15 protein-coding genes are annotated in these 15,558 nt (G+C 65.7%); 7 read left to right on the plus strand and 8 right to left on the minus strand.

Features of this window, described 5'->3' with window-relative positions:
- Positions 1-798, plus strand: a 798-nt coding sequence (locus R2834_23510; protein MEZ4703317.1) for an RsmB/NOP family class I SAM-dependent RNA methyltransferase, incomplete at its 5' end; no start/stop codon positions are given.
- A gap of 18 nt (positions 799-816) precedes the next feature.
- Here the strand turns inward: R2834_23510 and aroA are convergent.
- Positions 817-2,094: a 3-phosphoshikimate 1-carboxyvinyltransferase gene (gene aroA, locus R2834_23515; GenBank protein ID MEZ4703318.1), complete on the minus strand. Its 1,278-nt coding sequence runs from the start codon at positions 2,092-2,094 to the stop codon at positions 817-819.
- 22 nt (positions 2,095-2,116) lie between these two features.
- Positions 2,117-3,175, minus strand: a complete 1,059-nt coding sequence (gene add / locus R2834_23520; GenBank protein MEZ4703319.1) for an adenosine deaminase — start codon at positions 3,173-3,175, stop codon at positions 2,117-2,119.
- A gap of 314 nt (positions 3,176-3,489) precedes the next feature.
- Between add and tatA the strand changes: the two genes are divergently transcribed.
- The 6 genes from tatA (at position 3,490) to R2834_23550 (ending at position 10,189) form a co-directional block, all read left to right on the plus strand.
- Positions 3,490-3,774: a twin-arginine translocase TatA/TatE family subunit gene (gene tatA, locus R2834_23525; protein MEZ4703320.1), complete on the plus strand. Its 285-nt coding sequence runs from the start codon at positions 3,490-3,492 to the stop codon at positions 3,772-3,774.
- A gap of 3 nt (positions 3,775-3,777) precedes the next feature.
- A complete protein-coding gene (locus tag R2834_23530) occupies positions 3,778-5,310 on the plus strand; it encodes an amidase family protein (protein ID MEZ4703321.1) in 1,533 nt (510 codons plus the stop codon).
- A 187-nt stretch (positions 5,311-5,497) separates the two neighbouring features.
- Complete coding sequence (gene sucD, locus R2834_23535) at positions 5,498-6,373, plus strand: succinate--CoA ligase subunit alpha (protein MEZ4703322.1); 876 nt, start codon at positions 5,498-5,500, stop codon at positions 6,371-6,373.
- Between the two features lie 17 nt (positions 6,374-6,390).
- Positions 6,391-6,984 carry a ribosome biogenesis GTP-binding protein YihA/YsxC gene (yihA, locus tag R2834_23540; protein ID MEZ4703323.1) on the plus strand — a complete coding sequence of 198 codons (594 nt, stop codon included), beginning with the start codon at positions 6,391-6,393 and terminating at the stop codon, positions 6,982-6,984.
- 19 nt (positions 6,985-7,003) lie between these two features.
- Positions 7,004-8,596 (plus strand): phosphoglycerate dehydrogenase, encoded by a 1,593-nt coding sequence (serA, locus tag R2834_23545; protein MEZ4703324.1) that lies wholly within the window; start codon positions 7,004-7,006, stop codon positions 8,594-8,596.
- A gap of 66 nt (positions 8,597-8,662) precedes the next feature.
- The gene (locus R2834_23550; GenBank protein ID MEZ4703325.1) at positions 8,663-10,189 is read left to right on the plus strand and encodes a GMC family oxidoreductase; all 1,527 of its coding nucleotides are present in this window, start codon (positions 8,663-8,665) and stop codon (positions 10,187-10,189) included.
- A gap of 5 nt (positions 10,190-10,194) precedes the next feature.
- Here R2834_23550 and R2834_23555 read toward each other — a convergent pair whose 3' ends face one another.
- The 6 genes from R2834_23555 to truA form a co-directional block, all read right to left on the minus strand.
- A complete protein-coding gene (locus R2834_23555; protein MEZ4703326.1) occupies positions 10,195-11,202 on the minus strand; it encodes a YpdA family putative bacillithiol disulfide reductase in 1,008 nt (335 codons plus the stop codon).
- Between the two features lie 20 nt (positions 11,203-11,222).
- A complete protein-coding gene (gene tadA, locus R2834_23560; protein MEZ4703327.1) occupies positions 11,223-11,699 on the minus strand; it encodes a tRNA adenosine(34) deaminase TadA in 477 nt (158 codons plus the stop codon).
- Positions 11,696-12,988 (minus strand): arginine deiminase family protein, encoded by a 1,293-nt coding sequence (locus R2834_23565; protein ID MEZ4703328.1) that lies wholly within the window; start codon positions 12,986-12,988, stop codon positions 11,696-11,698. The genes tadA and R2834_23565 overlap by 4 nt, the downstream gene beginning before the upstream one ends.
- A gap of 86 nt (positions 12,989-13,074) precedes the next feature.
- A complete protein-coding gene (locus R2834_23570) occupies positions 13,075-13,263 on the minus strand; it encodes a hypothetical protein (GenBank protein ID MEZ4703329.1) in 189 nt (62 codons plus the stop codon).
- Between the two features lie 37 nt (positions 13,264-13,300).
- Positions 13,301-14,707, minus strand: coding sequence for a kelch repeat-containing protein (locus R2834_23575; GenBank protein MEZ4703330.1), 1,407 nt, complete (start codon positions 14,705-14,707; stop codon positions 13,301-13,303).
- A gap of 73 nt (positions 14,708-14,780) precedes the next feature.
- Positions 14,781-15,524: a tRNA pseudouridine(38-40) synthase TruA gene (gene truA, locus R2834_23580; protein MEZ4703331.1), complete on the minus strand. Its 744-nt coding sequence runs from the start codon at positions 15,522-15,524 to the stop codon at positions 14,781-14,783.
- Positions 15,525-15,558: the final 34 nt, after the last annotated feature.

The raw sequence follows: 15,558 nt of genomic DNA on the forward strand, positions 1-15,558 counted from the left end.
AACACCCTGAAGACGACCCGGGAAGCGCTCCAGGACCGGCTGCGGGAGGCCGGCCACGCCAGCGTGCCGACCCCCACGAATCCCGACGGCCTGATCATCACGCAGAAGGCCAACCTGTTCGCCACGCCGGCTTTCCACGAGGGCTGGTTCGAGGTGCAGGACGAAGGCAGCCAGCTGCTCTCCTACCTCGTCGACCCCGGGCCCGGCCAGCAGATCGTCGATGGCTGCGCCGGTGGCGGCGGCAAAACGCTGCATCTGGCCGCTCTGATGCAGAACAAGGGGATCCTCTATGCTTTCGATGTGGCGCACCGCCGGCTCGAGGAATCGAAGCCGCGCATCCGGCGCGCCGGCGTGTCGAACGTGCGGCTGAAGCCGATCGACGGGAATCGGGGGCGCGATGTGACGCGGCTTTACGGCAAGATGGACGCCGTTCTGATCGACGCGCCCTGCAGCGGCTCCGGCGTGCTTCGCCGCAACCCGGACGCGACCTGGAAGCTGAGCACGGAGAATCTGGATCAGCTCAACCGGGAGCAGCGCGACATCCTCGAAGCCTACGCGCCGCTCCTCAAACCCGGTGGCCGGCTCGTCTATGCCACCTGCTCGCTCTTTCCGCAGGAAAACGAGGGCATCGTCGAGGCGTTTCTCGCCGCCCACCCCGACATGCGGCTCGTGCCGGCGGGTGAGATCCTCGCCGGCCGCGGGCTCGACGTGCCCGGTCAGTCCGGCCCGTACCTGCGCGTCGCGCCCCATAGCCACGGCACCGACGGGTTTTTTGGGGCCGTGATGGTGAAAGAGTAATCGGGCGTTACGAGATCGTCACAGGGCGATGCGGTCGAGCACATCCCAGAACGTCGGGAAGGATACCGAGGCGATATCGGCGCCGTGGATGACCGTTTCGCCGGCCGCGACGAGGCCGGCAATGCCCATCGCCATGGCGATGCGGTGATCGTGGTAGGTCTGCACGTCGGCGCCGTGCAGCGGGGCGCCGCCGGTCACGGCCAGGCCGTCCTCGAACTCCTCGACCTCCGCGCCGAGGGCCCGCAGGTTGGTGACCATCGCGGCAATCCGGTCGGTTTCCTTGACGCGGAGTTCGCCGGCGTTGCGGATCTCCGTCCGCCCCCGCGCCTGCGTGGCGGCGACGCAGAGGATCGGGACTTCATCGATCATGTTCGCGATGTACTCTTCCGGGACCGTCACGCCGTGGAGCGGCGAGGCCTTGACGATGAGGTCGGCGATGGGCTCGCCGCCATAGGTGCGCTCATCTTCGACGGTGATGGATGCGCCCATGGCGCGGAGCACGTCGAGCAACGCGCTGCGCGAGGCATTGACCCCGACGCCCGGCAGGCGCAGTTCGGCGCCGGGCACGATCGAGCCGGCGACGAGAAAAAACGCGGCGGCCGAGAAATCGCGCGGCACCGCCCACGCCTGGCGCGGGATCCGTTTCCCTTTTTTGACGCTGAGATGGCGTTCCCCGTTCATTTCGACGGCGTCGAGCGCGAGCATGCGCTCGGTGTGGTCGCGCGAGGGGAGGGTTTCGATCACCGTGGTCTCGCCCTCCGCGTAAAGCCCGGCCAGCAGCACGCAGGATTTTACCTGGGCGGATGGCATGGGCAGCCGGTACGTCATCCCTTTGAGCGTCTGGCCGCCGTGGATGTACACCGGCGCGTGCCCGTCGGTCAGATCGATCACCGCGCCCATCTGGCGCAGGGGTTTGGCGATCCGTTCCATCGGCCGGCCGCTCAGCGAGGCGTCGCCGATCAGCGTCGTGTCGAACGGCTGGCCCGCGAGGATGCCCGCGAGCATCCGCATCGTCGTGCCCGAATTGCCGCAGTCGAGCGGTCCCGCCGGCGGCTTCAGCCCGTTCAGTCCGACGCCGTGGACCGTGTAACTCCCGTCTTCTTCCTCGATGCGCACGCCGAGCTGGCGCAGGCACGAGAGCGTCGATTGCGGGTCGGCGGAGGCGGGGTAGTTGACGAGGTGCGACGGACCGTCGCCCAGGGCGGCGAAGAGGGCGGCGCGGTGCGCGATGGACTTGTCGGCTGGCAGTTCGATGACGCCGGTCAGGCTGCTGGCGGTGCGGACGGTTTTGATCATGCGGATGGACGGTTCGCCGGCGTCACCAGACGGGCGTTTCTGAAGAGGGAGGGAGCGGGAAGGCCTCGAGCGCCGACCGGATCAGGTCCTGCCGCTCGTGCCAGTGCAAAAAGCTGTAGCGGAAGCCGTTCAGCGCGATCTCCCGTAGCTGCTCGACGGTCACGCCGCTGTGCCGGTACACGCGCCACAGTTCGTCGGTCACCGTCGTGCGGCTGAATAACCGGTTGTCGGTGTTGATGGTGATCGGGATGCCGGCGTCGACGTACCGGCGCAACGGATGCTCGGCATACCCCGGCACCACGTGCGTCTGCACGTTGCTGGTCGGGCAGATCTCCAGGGGCACCTGATGGTCCACCACGTACTGCATCAGCTCCGGGTCCTGGTGCAGCGACGTGCCGTGGCCGATCCGATGCGCGCCGCCGAAAAAGAGGGCCTGGTGGATGGAGTCGGGTCCCCAGGATTCGCCGGCGTGGATCGTCAGATTCAGGAGGTGGTTGCGGGCGTAATAAAACGCGCTCAGGTGGGCCTTGGACGGGTTGCCGGCCTCGCCGCCGGCGAGGTCGAAAGCGGATACGCCCCGGTGCTTGTAGGCCACGGCCAGCTCGGCCTGGCGCAGCGAGGCGCTGGCATACCGGTCGCGGAGCCCGCAGATCGTGAGGTTGGTCCGGATGCTGAAATCCTGCTCGGCGGCGCGGAGCCCGTCGAGCACCGCTTCCACGATCGCCTCGAGCGTCATGCCCTCGTCCCGGTGGAGGACGGGGGCGAAGCGGACTTCGAGATAACGTACGTTTTCACGGGCGTTGTCTTCAGCGAGTTCATAGGCGATGCGCCGCAGCGCCGGCGCCGACTGCATCACAGGAATCGTGTAGCGGAACCAGGCCAGGTAGGCCTCGAGCGATTCGGAATGGTCGATCTGGCGCAGCGCCTCCTGGAGCCCTTCGAGGCTGTCGGCCGGCAGCAGCGCGCGTTTACCCTGCGCCCGCGCCTCATCCAGCAGCGTGGAAAGCCGCAACGAGCCGTCGAGATGGCAATGCAGCTCGGCCTTGGGCCAGGATAGGATATCTTCGCGAGATAGGGACACGGGATCGTTTCGGGTTCAACGTGCGAGGTTCGAGGCCGGTCAGGGAAAAGGATGGGAGACGCATTCGCCAGGAGAAAACGTCTTTGAGCCTTGATCCTTAAACCTGGAACCAGCAAAGGAACACCCGACTTCTCGTTTCGTTTTCTACAGGCAGCCGGGTTTTTGCTCCGAATCTTTATTTTCGTGGCAGCTTCACGGGCCGGCCTGCTTTTTGTTGCCGGTTTGTGTAGGTTCCGGTTCCGGTACGGTACGCCTGACACGCGGTCTGGCGCGCTTTCCGGACGCTGATTCTAATTTAATTTGAGGTAATCGACATGGGTAGCCTAGGACCCTTTGAGATTCTGCTGATCTTCCTGGTCATCCTGCTGGTTTTTGGTGCGAAGCGTATCCCGGAAATCGCTCGAGGACTGGGTAAGGGTATTCGCGAGTTTAAGGCCGCTACCACGGAAATCAGGAACGAGCTGACCGTCGATTCGACGCCCCATCGTATCACCCCCCCTCAGCAAGGCTCCACGGCAGCCCGCACGGATTCCTACTCGGCTCCGGCTCAGCCTGCGCCGGCGGAACGTAGCAGCTCTGCTGACTCTACCGAATCGTAGAAGATGGAAATTCACGAGGCCCATGCGGCCGTTGTGAGGAAAGAGACCAGTGCAACCGAACTGGTCTCTTCTTTTTTGTCAAAGATCGATCGGGAAAACGCGCGGATCAACGCCTTCATCTCGGTCGACGCCGACTGCGCGCGCGCCGATGCCGCCGCCGTCGATCGGGCGCTCGCCTCGGGGGCCTCGCTTCCCCTGGCCGGCCTCGTGCTCGGCGTGAAGGACGTGCTCTGCCTCAAGGACGGGCCGGTCACCTGCGGATCCCACATCCTCGAAGGCTTTTCGTCGCTGTTCGACGCCACCGCCGTGCAGCGGCTCAAGGAGGCCGGCGCGGTCGTAATCGGCAAAACGAACTGCGATCAGTTCGCGATGGGGTCGTCCAACGAGACATCCTATTTCGGCCCGGTCAGAAACCCGCTCGACCCCGATCTCGTCCCGGGCGGATCGTCCGGAGGCTCCGCCGCCGCCGTGGCGGCCGATCTCTGCGTCGCCGCGCTGGGGACGGACACGGGCGGATCGATCCGCCAGCCGGCGGCCTTCTGCGGCGTGGTCGGGCTGAAGCCTACCTACGGGCGCGTGAGCCGCTACGGCCTCGTCGCCTACGCCTCCTCGTTCGATACCATCGGCCCGCTCACCCGCTCCGTGCGCGATGCGGCGCTGCTGCTCCAGACCATGGCCGGGCAGGACGCCAATGACGCCACCAGCGCCCCCCTTCCCGTTCCTTCGTATCTCGACAACCTGGATGGCGGCGTGGCCGGCCTGCGCGTCGGCCTCCCGGGAGAATATTTTGCGGACGGCCTCGACGCCGGCATCCGCGCCGTGGTCGATGAACAGGTCGCCCGGCTCGAAGCGGCCGGCGCGTCGATCGTCCCGGTATCGCTGCCAAACACGGCCTACGGAATCGCGACATACTACATCCTGACGACGGCCGAAGCGTCGAGCAACCTCGCCCGCTACGACGGCGTCCGGTACGGCTACCGCGCCGACCTGCGCGAAATCCGGCGACGCTCCGACCAGGAGCGCAAGGAACTCGACGCCGCGATCGCCACGGCGGAACGCGCCGGCGACCCCGACACGGTGGCCTCGCTGCGCACGAAACGCGACGAGCAGCGGTCCCTCCTGCAGGAACTCTATGTCCAGACCCGCTCGGAAGGGTTCGGCGACGAGGTGAAACGACGCATCATGCTCGGCACCTACGTCCTTTCCTCCGGCTACTACGACGCGTATTACGCCCGCGCGCAGCGCGTCCGGACCCTGATCCGTCGCGACTTCGAGGCGGCGTTCGAGCAGGCCGACGTGCTGATCACGCCGGCGACGCCCACGCTGCCCTTCGCCCTGGGCAGCAAGTCGGACGATCCGCTCGCGATGTACCTGCAGGACGTCTACACCGTGACCGCCAACCTCGCCGGCATCCCCGGTCTCGTCGTTCCCGTGGGTGGCCATCCGGCCGGGCTTCCGGTGGGCCTCCAGCTCCTCGGCCGGCATTTCGACGAGGCGACGCTGCTGCGCGTCGGGCAGACGGTGATGCAGGGATGATGGACTCGAATCATCCTCTAGCTCCGCGTAGCCGCCGGCCCTCCTCGCGCCGTGCAACATCCCCTCGCATTCTTCCCCAGATTTCCATCTATTCCCCCGGGCTCTCACGGAGCGAAAGCGCCTGCTTCGTGTTAGAGCCATCGTATATTCCATTTCGCGCGCATCCTGAGCAGAAATCACCGAACGCATGAGCATTCTAGTCGATAAAAACACCCGTCTCGTCGTCCAGGGCTTCACCGGCCGAGAAGGCACGTTCCATGCGGAACAGATGATCGAATACGGCACCACCCTCGTCGGCGGCATCACGCCGGGCAAGGGGGGGCAGAAGCATCTGGATCGGCCCGTCTTCAACACCGTGGCGGAAGCCGTCGAGAAGGAAGGCGCGAACACGTCGGTCATCTTCGTGCCGCCGCCCTTTGCGGCCGATGCGATCATGGAAGCGGCCGACGCCGGCATCAAGGTGATCATCTGCATCACCGAAGGGATCCCGGTCCGCCACATGATTCCGGTCTACCCCTTCGTTCAGGAGCGCGGCGCGCACCTCATCGGCCCGAATTGCCCGGGCGTGATTACGCCGGGTGCGGCGAAAGTCGGCATCATGCCGGCGATGATCTTCAAGCCGGGCCCCATCGGCGTCATCTCCCGCTCGGGGACGCTGACGTACGAGGCGGTCGACCAGCTCTCGCGCGAGGGCCTGGGCCAGAGCACCGCGGTGGGCATCGGCGGCGACCCGATCATCGGGACGCGGCATGTCGACGCGCTCGCCCTCTTCCAGGCGGACGATGAGACCGAGGCGGTGGTGCTCATCGGCGAGATCGGCGGCTCGGCCGAGGAAGAAGCGGCGGACTACATCAAGGCGCACATGACCAAGCCGGTGTTCGCGTTCATCGCCGGCCGGACGGCGCCTCCGGGACGCCGCATGGGCCACGCCGGCGCGATCATCTCGGGCGGCAAAGGCACGGCCGAGGACAAGTTCGCGGCGCTGGAAGGCGCCGGCGCGGTCGTGGTGAAAAACCCCGCCCTCATCGGCGAAACCGTCAAGGCGCACCTTTCCGCCGCCTGAACCTCCTACCCCTGCGCATGAAGACGATCCGAGACGCCCGCTTTGTTCGAGGCGCCGCCCGCTGGGAGCATCTCAGCGAGGACGGTCTGCCCGAAGTGGCGTTCATCGGACGGTCCAACGTCGGCAAGAGCTCCCTGCTGAACATGCTGACCGGCCGGCGCGCCCTCGCCCGGACGAGCGGCACCCCCGGCAAGACGCAGGAATTCAACTATTACCTGATCGACGAGACCCTCTATTTCGTCGACCTCCCCGGCCTCGGCTATGCCAAGACCGCGAGGACGCAGCGCGAAAAATGGGAGCGGTTCATCGTCCGGTACCTCACGGAGCGCGAACCCCTTAAACTCGTGGTTCAGCTGATCGATAGCCGGCATCCGCCCACCGCCATCGATCGCGACCTGATCCATCTGCTCAAGGAGCACGAGGTGCCTTCCATCATTGCCCTCACCAAAGCGGACAAGCTGTCTTCCAACCAGAAGGCGGCAAGCCTTCGGGCGTTGAAGGAAGCCTTTCGCGACATCGAGTACGAACTCCCCGTCGTTTTCACCTCCTCAACCCAACCCGCCGGCCGCGAAGAGTTGCTTCGATGGATCGGCGACCTGACGAGGAACTGACGGCTTCACCCACACGACCATGGCCATGAATGTTCTGATCACCGATGCGGTCGCACAGGCCTGCATCGACCTGCTGGACGTAGCCGGCATCCATCCGGACGTCCAACTCAAGAAGTCGCCCGACGAACTGAAGGCGCTGGCGCCCCAGGCGGACGGCTGGATCATCCGGAGCGGCACGACGATCACGGCCGACCTGATCGAGGCGGCCGACCGGCTGAAGGTGATCGGCCGGGCCGGCGTCGGGGTCGACAACATCGACCTGGAAGCCGCCACGCGGCGCGGCGTGCTGGTGATCAACGCGCCGGACGGCAACACGATTTCGACGGCGGAACATACCTGCGCCATGCTCCTCTCGCTCGCGCGGCACATCCCGCAGGCGAACGCGTCGCTGGCGAGCGGCAAATGGGAGCGCAAGGCGTTTACGGGCTCCGAACTGGAAGAAAAGACGCTGGGCATTCTGGGGCTGGGCAAGATCGGCCGCGCCGTCGCCTCGCGCATGCTGGCCTTCGGGATGCGGGTGATCGGGTACGATCCCGTCATGTCCCGCGAAGCCGCCGAACGCATGGGCATCACGCTGGCGTCGATCGACGAGGTGCTGGAGCAGAGCGACTTCATCACCGTACACACGCCGCTGAACGACATGACGCGGGGGCTGCTCAACAGCAAAACCCTGGCGCGGTGCAAGCACGGGGTGCGCGTCGTGAACTGCGCCCGCGGCGGCATCGTCGATGAAATGGCGTTGCTCGAGGCGCTGGAAAGCGGACAGGTCGGCGGCGCCGCGCTGGACGTGTATTCGCAGGAGCCGCCGCCGGCGGCGCTCGAAAAGCTGCTGCAGCATCCGAACCTCGTCGCCACGCCGCACATCGCGGCCTCGACCGAGGAAGCGCAGGAGAAAGTGGCCCGCCAGATCACCGAACAGGTCGTTCTCGCCCTGCAGGGCAAACCGGTGATGTCGCCCGTGAACGGGATGGCGATCCGGATGGCGGCGCAGCCCGAGGTGCAGCCGTTCCTGACGCTGGCCGCCAAACTCGGCCGCGTGGCCGCCCAGCTGCTCGAAGGCAACGTCGAGACGCTCATGGTCCGTTGCTACGGCGATGTCCCGCACCGCTACGCCGAAGTGATCTCCGTGGCCGCCCTGAGCGGACTGCTCGGGGCCCTGCTCACCGAGCCGGTCAACCTGATCAACGCCCCCGTGCTGGCCGAATCGATGGGCCTGCGCGTCGAGGAGCAGCGCGCGCCGTCCCACGACAGCTTCACCAACCTCATCGAAGTGGTCGTGGGCTCGGGCAAACGCTCCCGACTCGTCGGGGGCACCGTGTTCGATCGCAACGACCCGCGTCTCGCGCGCGTCGACGACTACGATGTCGAGGTGCGGCTCGAAGGCCGGCTGCTGTTTTACGCCAACGAAGACCGCCCGGGCATGGTCGCGGCCGTCGGCGGCATCCTCGCCGATGCCAACATCAATATCGGCGTCCTGCAACTCGGCCGGAAGGGCGGCCGCGGCAGCATGGCGCTCACGGCGCTGAGCGTCGACGACGACATCCCGCAGGCGGTGCTGAACAAGATCTCCGACCTCAAGGGGGTACAGGGCGTCCGCCTCGTGCAGGTCTAGCCGAAGCCCATTGCTTGCTTGCCAGCGCGGCGTTACCATGGCATGAATCACCCTGGAGAAACCGCTATGCTCACCGATGCCCGCACGCTGGAAAACGGAACCCTGATCGAGGGCGACCTCTGTATCGTCGGCGCCGGCGCGGCGGGGATCAGCATGGCCCTCGAATGGGCCGGTAGAGCCGAGCGCGTCCTGCTGCTGGAAGGCGGAGGGTTCAGCTACGACCCCGCCTTGCAGGACCTGTACCGCGGCGACATCACCGGCGAACCGTATCTCCCGATCGAAGCGGTCCGTCTCCATTATTTCGGGGGGACGACCGGGCACTGGGCCGGCTTCTGCGCCCCCATCGACCCGCTCGACTTCGAGCCGCGCGACTGGGTGCCGTACAGCGGGTGGCCGATCCGTCGCGCCGACCTCGACGCCTTCTACACGCGCGCGCAGACGTATCTCCAGCTCGGGCCGTTCGACTATGAGGCGGCGCATTACGAGTCGGACGCAGAAGGGAGCCGCCGGCTGCCGTTCGACCCGGGCCAGATCTGGAGCAAGATGTGGCAGTTCAGTCCGCCCACCCGCTTCGGGGAGGTCTACCGCGACGCCGTCGTTTCGGCATCCAATATCCACCTGGTCACCTACGCCAACGCCACCGAACTCGTCGCCGACGAGGCGGTCCGGCAGATCGATTCGATCCGCGTCAAGACCATCGAGGGCAAGGAGCACCGCGTTCGCGCCCGGCACTATGTCCTGGCCTGCGGTTCGATCCAGAACGCCCGGCTCCTGCTCGCCTCCAATGCCCGTGCAAAAAACGGCATTGGAAACGACAGCGACCAGGTCGGGCGCTACTTCATGGAGCACATCGAGATGGCCGGCGCCCAGCTCGTGCTCAAGGAGCCGGACCCGCTGCGGCTGTACGCGTTGAACTTCGCCACCAAACGCCCCCGCGCCGAGCTGGCGCTGGGCCCCGACGCGCAACGGAGCCATCGCGTCCTGAGCGGGACCTGCTCGCTCCGCCCCGGCGTCTACGGCGAAACGATCACGAGCTATTTCACCAACTACCGCGAGCGCCTGCGGGAGGCCGCGGAGGGTCGGGTGGATGGGACGGCGGTGAGGTCGGTCGAAGAGCCGCCGAAAGACGATGGGCGGTCGTATCAGCTCCAGTCCCGCGCCGAACAGTCGCCCAACCCGGATTCGCGTGTCGTGCTGACGGGCGAGGTCGACGCGCTGGGGATGCCCCGCGCCGCGCTCGAGTGGCGTTTTACGGAACTGGACAAGCGATCAATCCGTGTCTTTTATCAGGTCCTGGCGAGAGAGTTCGGCCGGCTCGATCTGGGCCGCATCCAGATCCTCGACTGGCTTCTCGAGGAAGACGATCGCCACTGGCCGGATTTTCTCAGCGCCGGTCGGCACCACATGGGCACCACCCGCATGAGCGACGATCCCGGGCGCGGGGTGGTCGATGCGGATAGCAAGGTCCACGGGATGGCCAACCTCCACGTGACGGGCGCTTCGGTCTTCGTGACGGCCGGCGCGCCGAATCCCACCCTCACCCTCGTGGCGCTGGCCCTCCGGTTGTCGGATCGGCTCAAGGCGATCGTCTGATCCGGCTACTGGACGTTTTCGGCCACCGGATCCGGAATGGCCGAGGCATCCCCGACGACGCCGCGCGCGATGTATTGCATGATGAGCTGCGCATGGTGCCGGCCGTTTTCGATGAACCAGCGGCTCGTGCGCAGCCCGCCACAGACGGTGCCCGCCATGAACAGGCCTTTTCGCTCCGTTTCGAACGTGTTGGGGTCGTGGATGGGCGTCCGGTGTTCGTCGCCAGCGATCGTGACGCCGAGGGATTCGAGGAAACGGTAGTCGGGCCGGTAGCCCGTCATCGCGAGGACCCAGTCGTTTTCGAGCGTCGTGATCCCTTCCGGCGTCTGGAGCGTGATCGTTTTTTCGGCGATGGATTCGACGCGGCTGTTGAAGTACGCGGCGATGGCCCCCTCCTTGATCCGGTTCTCGAGGTCCGGCTTGATCCAGTATTTGATCTTGTCCGACACCTGGCTGTCGCGCACGACGAGGGTCACCCGCGCGCCGGCGCGATGGCACTGCAGCGCCGCCTTGGCCGCCGAGTTTTTGGCGCCGATCACGGCGACATGCTGCTGCGAATACGGATACGGCTCCCGGAAATAGTGCGTGACTTTGGGCAGCGTCTCGCCCGGGACGTTCAGGGCGTTCGGGATGTCGTAGAACCCGGTGACGATGACCACGTTGCGGCAGGCGTAGCGCCCTTTGTCGGTCGCGACGGTAAAATGCCCGGCGCGGCCCTCCAGCCCGGTCACCCGCTCGTAGAGTTTGATGGACAGGTTTTCGACGTCCGCGATGCGGCGATAGTAGTCGATGCCTTCCTCGCGGGTCGGTTTGATCCCGCGCGTGGTGAACGGGTGGTCGCCGATTTCGAGCAGTTCGGGGGTGGAGAAAAACTCCATGTTGGTGGGATAATCCAGCAACGAGTTGACGAGCGCGCCTTTTTCGATGAGCAGGCTGGAAAGCCCCTCGCGCCGGGCGCTGATGCCGCAGGCGAGTCCGACAGGGCCGGCTCCGATGATGATGACGTCGTACATGCCGGTAGGGGTCTGGTGGTTCAGCGGATGGCCCGTTTCTTAAAAAAGAACTCGCGCAGCAGGGCGGCGGCCGCGTCGCGTTCGACGCCGGAGACGACGTCGACCTGGTGGTTGAGCCGGGGATCCTGGAGGATGTTGTAGAGGGTGGAGGCGCTGCCGGCTTTTTCGTCGAAGGCGCCGAATACCACGCGGGGCACTTTGGCCCAGACGATCGCGCCGGCGCACATCGGGCAGGGCTCGAGGGTCACGTAGAGCGTGCAGCCGGCGAGGTATTTCTGGCCGATCGTTTCACACGCGGCCGTCAGCGCGATCATTTCGGCATGCGCGGTGGGGTCCTTGAGTTGCTCGACCATGTTGCGCCCGCGGCCGATGATCTGTCCGTTCCGCACGATGACGGCGCCGACGGGCACCTCGTCGGCCTCGAACGCGTGTTGCGCTTCGGCCAGGGCCATCTTCATCCAGCGGCGATCGGGTTCAAGCAGGAGGGAGAGGCTCATGGGGCATCGAGCGGTCTGCGGGAAAGCGGCAGCGTCATGCAGCGAGGGCCTCCCCGGCCGCGCGACAACTCGTTCCCCTCAAGCTTGATCACCATCTTCTCCCCGGGCACGAAGTCGCTCTCGTCGTGATACGACAGGAAGCCGCGCGCCGTCACGATGCGATAGCCCCGTTCGCGCATCTCCTCGAACGTCCGAACATTGCGCTCGTACCCGATCACGAGGCCGGGGGCCAGCGCAAAGAAGTTCGCCCCGTCCGTCCATTGCTCCCGCTTCTGCGCGAGCGGGTCGTCGCCGCCGCAGGGGATGAAGGAGAGGGAGCGGTTGAGCACGCCCTCGAGCGCCGTCTTGAGGTCGACGCCCGTCTCGACATAAAAGCGACTCGGACTGTCCCCACGCGAATACAGCGCCACGTTGCCGGGGCGCGTCTGCTCGATCAGCGGCGGAAAGATGACGCATTCGTCCGGGGAGACGAAGGTGAAGACGGTGTCCAGATGCATGCAGGCTCGCTGCTTCGGCAGATTCGCCATCACCACATGCTCGATGGACGTCCGGGCAAACAGCTCGCGGACCACGTTCATGACGCCGCCAAACGACGTGCGCTCCGAGTGCCCGATGAGGATGGACGTCTCGTTGAGCACCAGCAGGTCGCCGCCCTCGAAGGTTACTCCCCGGGGCAGTTTGACGATCTGGTCCGCGATGGATGCGAACCGGGGGTGGTGATGGAGGACGACGCTCAGAATGATGCTTTCCCGCGACCGGGATGCATTCGCCGGGTGGCTCAGGATGATCGTGTGGCCGACCGTCGCGCCGAGGTCGCGTGTGAACAGCAGGTTCGGGACGGGGTGGGCGTGGATGGGCAGGCGAGACACGCCCGTGAGGGCGAAGCGGTGCAGTTCCTCCGCCGGCAGCGCCTTCAGCTGTTTCTCGAAGGCCTGCAGGTTTTGCGCCTGCGAAATGCGGCAGAGCTGCTCCACGAAGTCGAAACGCGCCGCCTCGATCTCGAAGGCCTCCCGCAGCAGCGACGCGATCTGGAGCACGGCATCATCGTCGCCGATGACCTTTTCGAAGACCTCGCACATCAGCTGATGCTCGTCGTGCGCATCCTCGACATGCAGAATATCCTCAAACAGCAGTTCTTCCCGGTTTTCGGGGGAGACCATGGCCATCTCTTCGCCCGGTGTGTGGACGAGTACGCGGGTGAGATAGCCGGTTTCGGAGGTGATATCGAGCGGTATGGCTACCGGTTCAGGCTGTGTCGAAGTCGACAGAGGCGGAATTTGGGAAGACACAAAAACCTGGAGGCTTGTGGATAGATGCTATCGGTTCGCCTCTAAACGCGTGATTCCCGGGAAAGAGCCCGCCGGCTCGAAGGGGATTACCTGCTGCGTTCCCGGATGACGCTGATAAAGCGGAGAATGACCGCGATCACGAAGAGCAGGATGAGCACCTTCAACGCGTAATGAAGCAGGAAGCCCGCGATCTGCAGGATGACGCCGAGAATCATGACGGCGACGAGCAGCACGATCGCTATAAAAATCCAGCGGATGATTTGTTGAAGGTCCATGCCCGTGAGGTATAACAGGGTTTACGGAGGGCGGAGGTCAGAAGCCGAAGCCGGGATCGAAGTACTCGGAAGTCGTGAGCGCGTCTCCGTTGCCAATGAAACCGCCTACAAGCAGTATTCGGCCTCCCGGCATTTTGGTTGCAGTGTGCCCGTGCCGGCGTTGCGAGGTCGGCGGGTTGGCAAACTGAAAGTACGTGTCGAATGCCGAGACATAGACCTCAGAACTCTGCAGGACGGGGCCGTTCAAAAAGGCGCGGCCGCCGAAGCTGAACACGATGCCCGGCTGGAGGGCGGCGGTGGCGTGCCGGTAACGACCCGTATCATACGGGCCCGTCTCCAGAATACGAAGCGGGGCGGACGCGAAATCGATGGTGAAGTTGACCCGGCGCTCCGTCGTTTCGGTAAAATACGACCCGCCGACGAGATATTCCCCGACGCCGTCGGATCCGATGGCGGTCAGCGGCGCCACCGTATGGCTGTATATCTGGCCGATGCCGTCTACCGAGATACCGCCCGAGCCGACGGAAAACAGGGTGTCGCGCGCCAGGCGAAACGTCCTGAACGTTCGGAGCGGCTCCAGTTCGCTGCTCCGATCGGTGTTGTTTTTTCCGATCCCGCCCTGGATATCGATCACGACGCCGCGCGTGTCGGTCGTGATGAACATGACGTGGTACACCCGCCCGATGGGTTCGCCGACGAACGGCACCGGCGTGAAGCGATTGGTGGCCGGATTGAAGATTTCGACATCCGGGATCAACTGAAAAAGCTGGTTGGCGGCGCCGCGTGTCGCGCCGCCCAGGATCAGGATGCGCCCATCCGGCAGCGTGCCGGCGGTGTGACCGGTGCGGCCATGAATCATGCGGGATTGCAGCAGGCGGAAGGAGGTGGCCCCGGGGTCCAGCACGAACGCCGCGCTGAGCGCCGGCTCGACCAGGCCCTGCACGCCGCCCAGGAGCAGCAGGCGGCCGTCCGACAGCAGGGTCGCCGTTTGCTCGCCGATCCGGAAGGGGGCGGGCATGGACGGGCCTTCGCTGAACGTGTACTTCAGCCGCAGCAGGGTGACGTCCCGGGCTCCTTCCACGCCGGCGTCGTCGAGCGCGGAGACCTGGAATTCGTTGAGGCCGGCGTCGAGCGACACGGTATCGACCCAGGTGTCGTCGATCGGGTCGAAGACCATGTCCCGCCCATCGACCATCAATTTGGTGACCGTGCGGAACGAGGTGGCCCGGGCCTTGATGACCGTTATGGAGTCTGTAAAGACCTGCTGGGGGTCCGGGGCGAGGAGCTCGATTTCGGGCGGGGTAGGGGCGACAAACGGGCGTTCGCAGGCCGTCAGCGCGGCGCCGGCGGCGAGCAGCAGGGCGACCGCCGGCCACCTGAGCAAAAAGGGGCGGCGGGCGTCGGCGGGGTGAGGGAATGTGCGGGCTGAGCCGGCGCTGGGCATGTGTGGTGGTGGCAACGCTTCGTTGCGGATAATAACCTTCAGCCGGTTTGTACACCTAATCGCGCGGCGAAGTTCATCGGGAATCGGGATAGGTGACGTGCTCGAGCACGAGGCCCCGCGCGGGAGCGGCCGGGCCGGCGGCGCGGCGGTCCGCCCGGGCGAGCAGATCGGGCAGGCTGTCGGCCGCCCGTTTGCCGTGTCCGATCTCCACGAGCGTGCCCACGATGGCGCGGACCATGCCGTGGAGGAACCGGTTGGCCGAGATCCGGAAACGCCAGGCGCCGGCGTGCTCCTCCTGGATCCAGCCCGCTTCCGTGACCGTGCAAATCCTGTTCTGCGTGTCGGATGCGGTGCGGCAAAATGTATTGAAGTCGAAGGTGCCGACGAGCGCAGTCGCGGCCTCGTTCATGCGGTCGAAATCGGGCGGCGGATAGATGGGCGCCCGGAATCGGCGTTCGAGGGCATGGGGGATCGTCGTGACGTAATAGTGGTACGTGCGGGAGACGGCGTCATAGCGGGCGTGGAACGCGTCGTCTACGCGCGTCACGTCGCGAACCGCGATGGTTTCGGGGAGCAAGCCGTTGAGCGAGCCGCGAAGCCGGGTGGGCTCGATGGGGATGGGCGTCTCGAAATGGGCCACCTGGCCGCGGGCATGCACGCCGGCATCGGTCCGGCCCGATCCCACGACCGTGGCGTCGTGGCGTAGCGCCATCGCGAGGGCGTTTTCCAGCGTTTCCTGCACCGTCGCGGCGCCGGCCTGGCGCTGCCAGCCTGAAAAGTCGGTGCCGTCGTATTCGATCAGGAGTTTGTACTTCATGATGCCGCATTCGTGGATGCGCGCTAAATTACGC

Source organism: Rhodothermales bacterium (assembly GCA_041391505.1).
In the GTDB taxonomy this organism is placed as follows: Bacteria; Bacteroidota; Rhodothermia; order Rhodothermales; family JAHQVL01; genus JAWKNW01.

Excerpts from the sequence above, each read along its gene's own strand:
- aroA (MEZ4703318.1), bottom strand. The coding sequence starts at position 2,094 with ATGATCAAAACCGTCCGCACCGCCAGCAGCCTGACCGGCGTCATCGAA.
- tatA (MEZ4703320.1), top strand. The coding sequence starts at position 3,490 with ATGGGTAGCCTAGGACCCTTTGAGATTCTGCTGATCTTCCTGGTCATC.
- R2834_23530 (MEZ4703321.1), top strand. The coding sequence starts at position 3,778 with ATGGAAATTCACGAGGCCCATGCGGCCGTTGTGAGGAAAGAGACCAGT.
- sucD (MEZ4703322.1), top strand. The coding sequence starts at position 5,498 with ATGAGCATTCTAGTCGATAAAAACACCCGTCTCGTCGTCCAGGGCTTC.
- yihA (MEZ4703323.1), top strand. The coding sequence starts at position 6,391 with ATGAAGACGATCCGAGACGCCCGCTTTGTTCGAGGCGCCGCCCGCTGG.
- serA (MEZ4703324.1), top strand. The coding sequence starts at position 7,004 with ATGGCCATGAATGTTCTGATCACCGATGCGGTCGCACAGGCCTGCATC.
- R2834_23550 (MEZ4703325.1), top strand. The coding sequence starts at position 8,663 with ATGCTCACCGATGCCCGCACGCTGGAAAACGGAACCCTGATCGAGGGC.
- R2834_23555 (MEZ4703326.1), bottom strand. The coding sequence starts at position 11,202 with ATGTACGACGTCATCATCATCGGAGCCGGCCCTGTCGGACTCGCCTGC.
- tadA (MEZ4703327.1), bottom strand. The coding sequence starts at position 11,699 with ATGAGCCTCTCCCTCCTGCTTGAACCCGATCGCCGCTGGATGAAGATG.
- R2834_23570 (MEZ4703329.1), bottom strand. The coding sequence starts at position 13,263 with ATGGACCTTCAACAAATCATCCGCTGGATTTTTATAGCGATCGTGCTG.
- R2834_23575 (MEZ4703330.1), bottom strand. The coding sequence starts at position 14,707 with ATGCCCAGCGCCGGCTCAGCCCGCACATTCCCTCACCCCGCCGACGCC.
- truA (MEZ4703331.1), bottom strand. The coding sequence starts at position 15,524 with ATGAAGTACAAACTCCTGATCGAATACGACGGCACCGACTTTTCAGGC.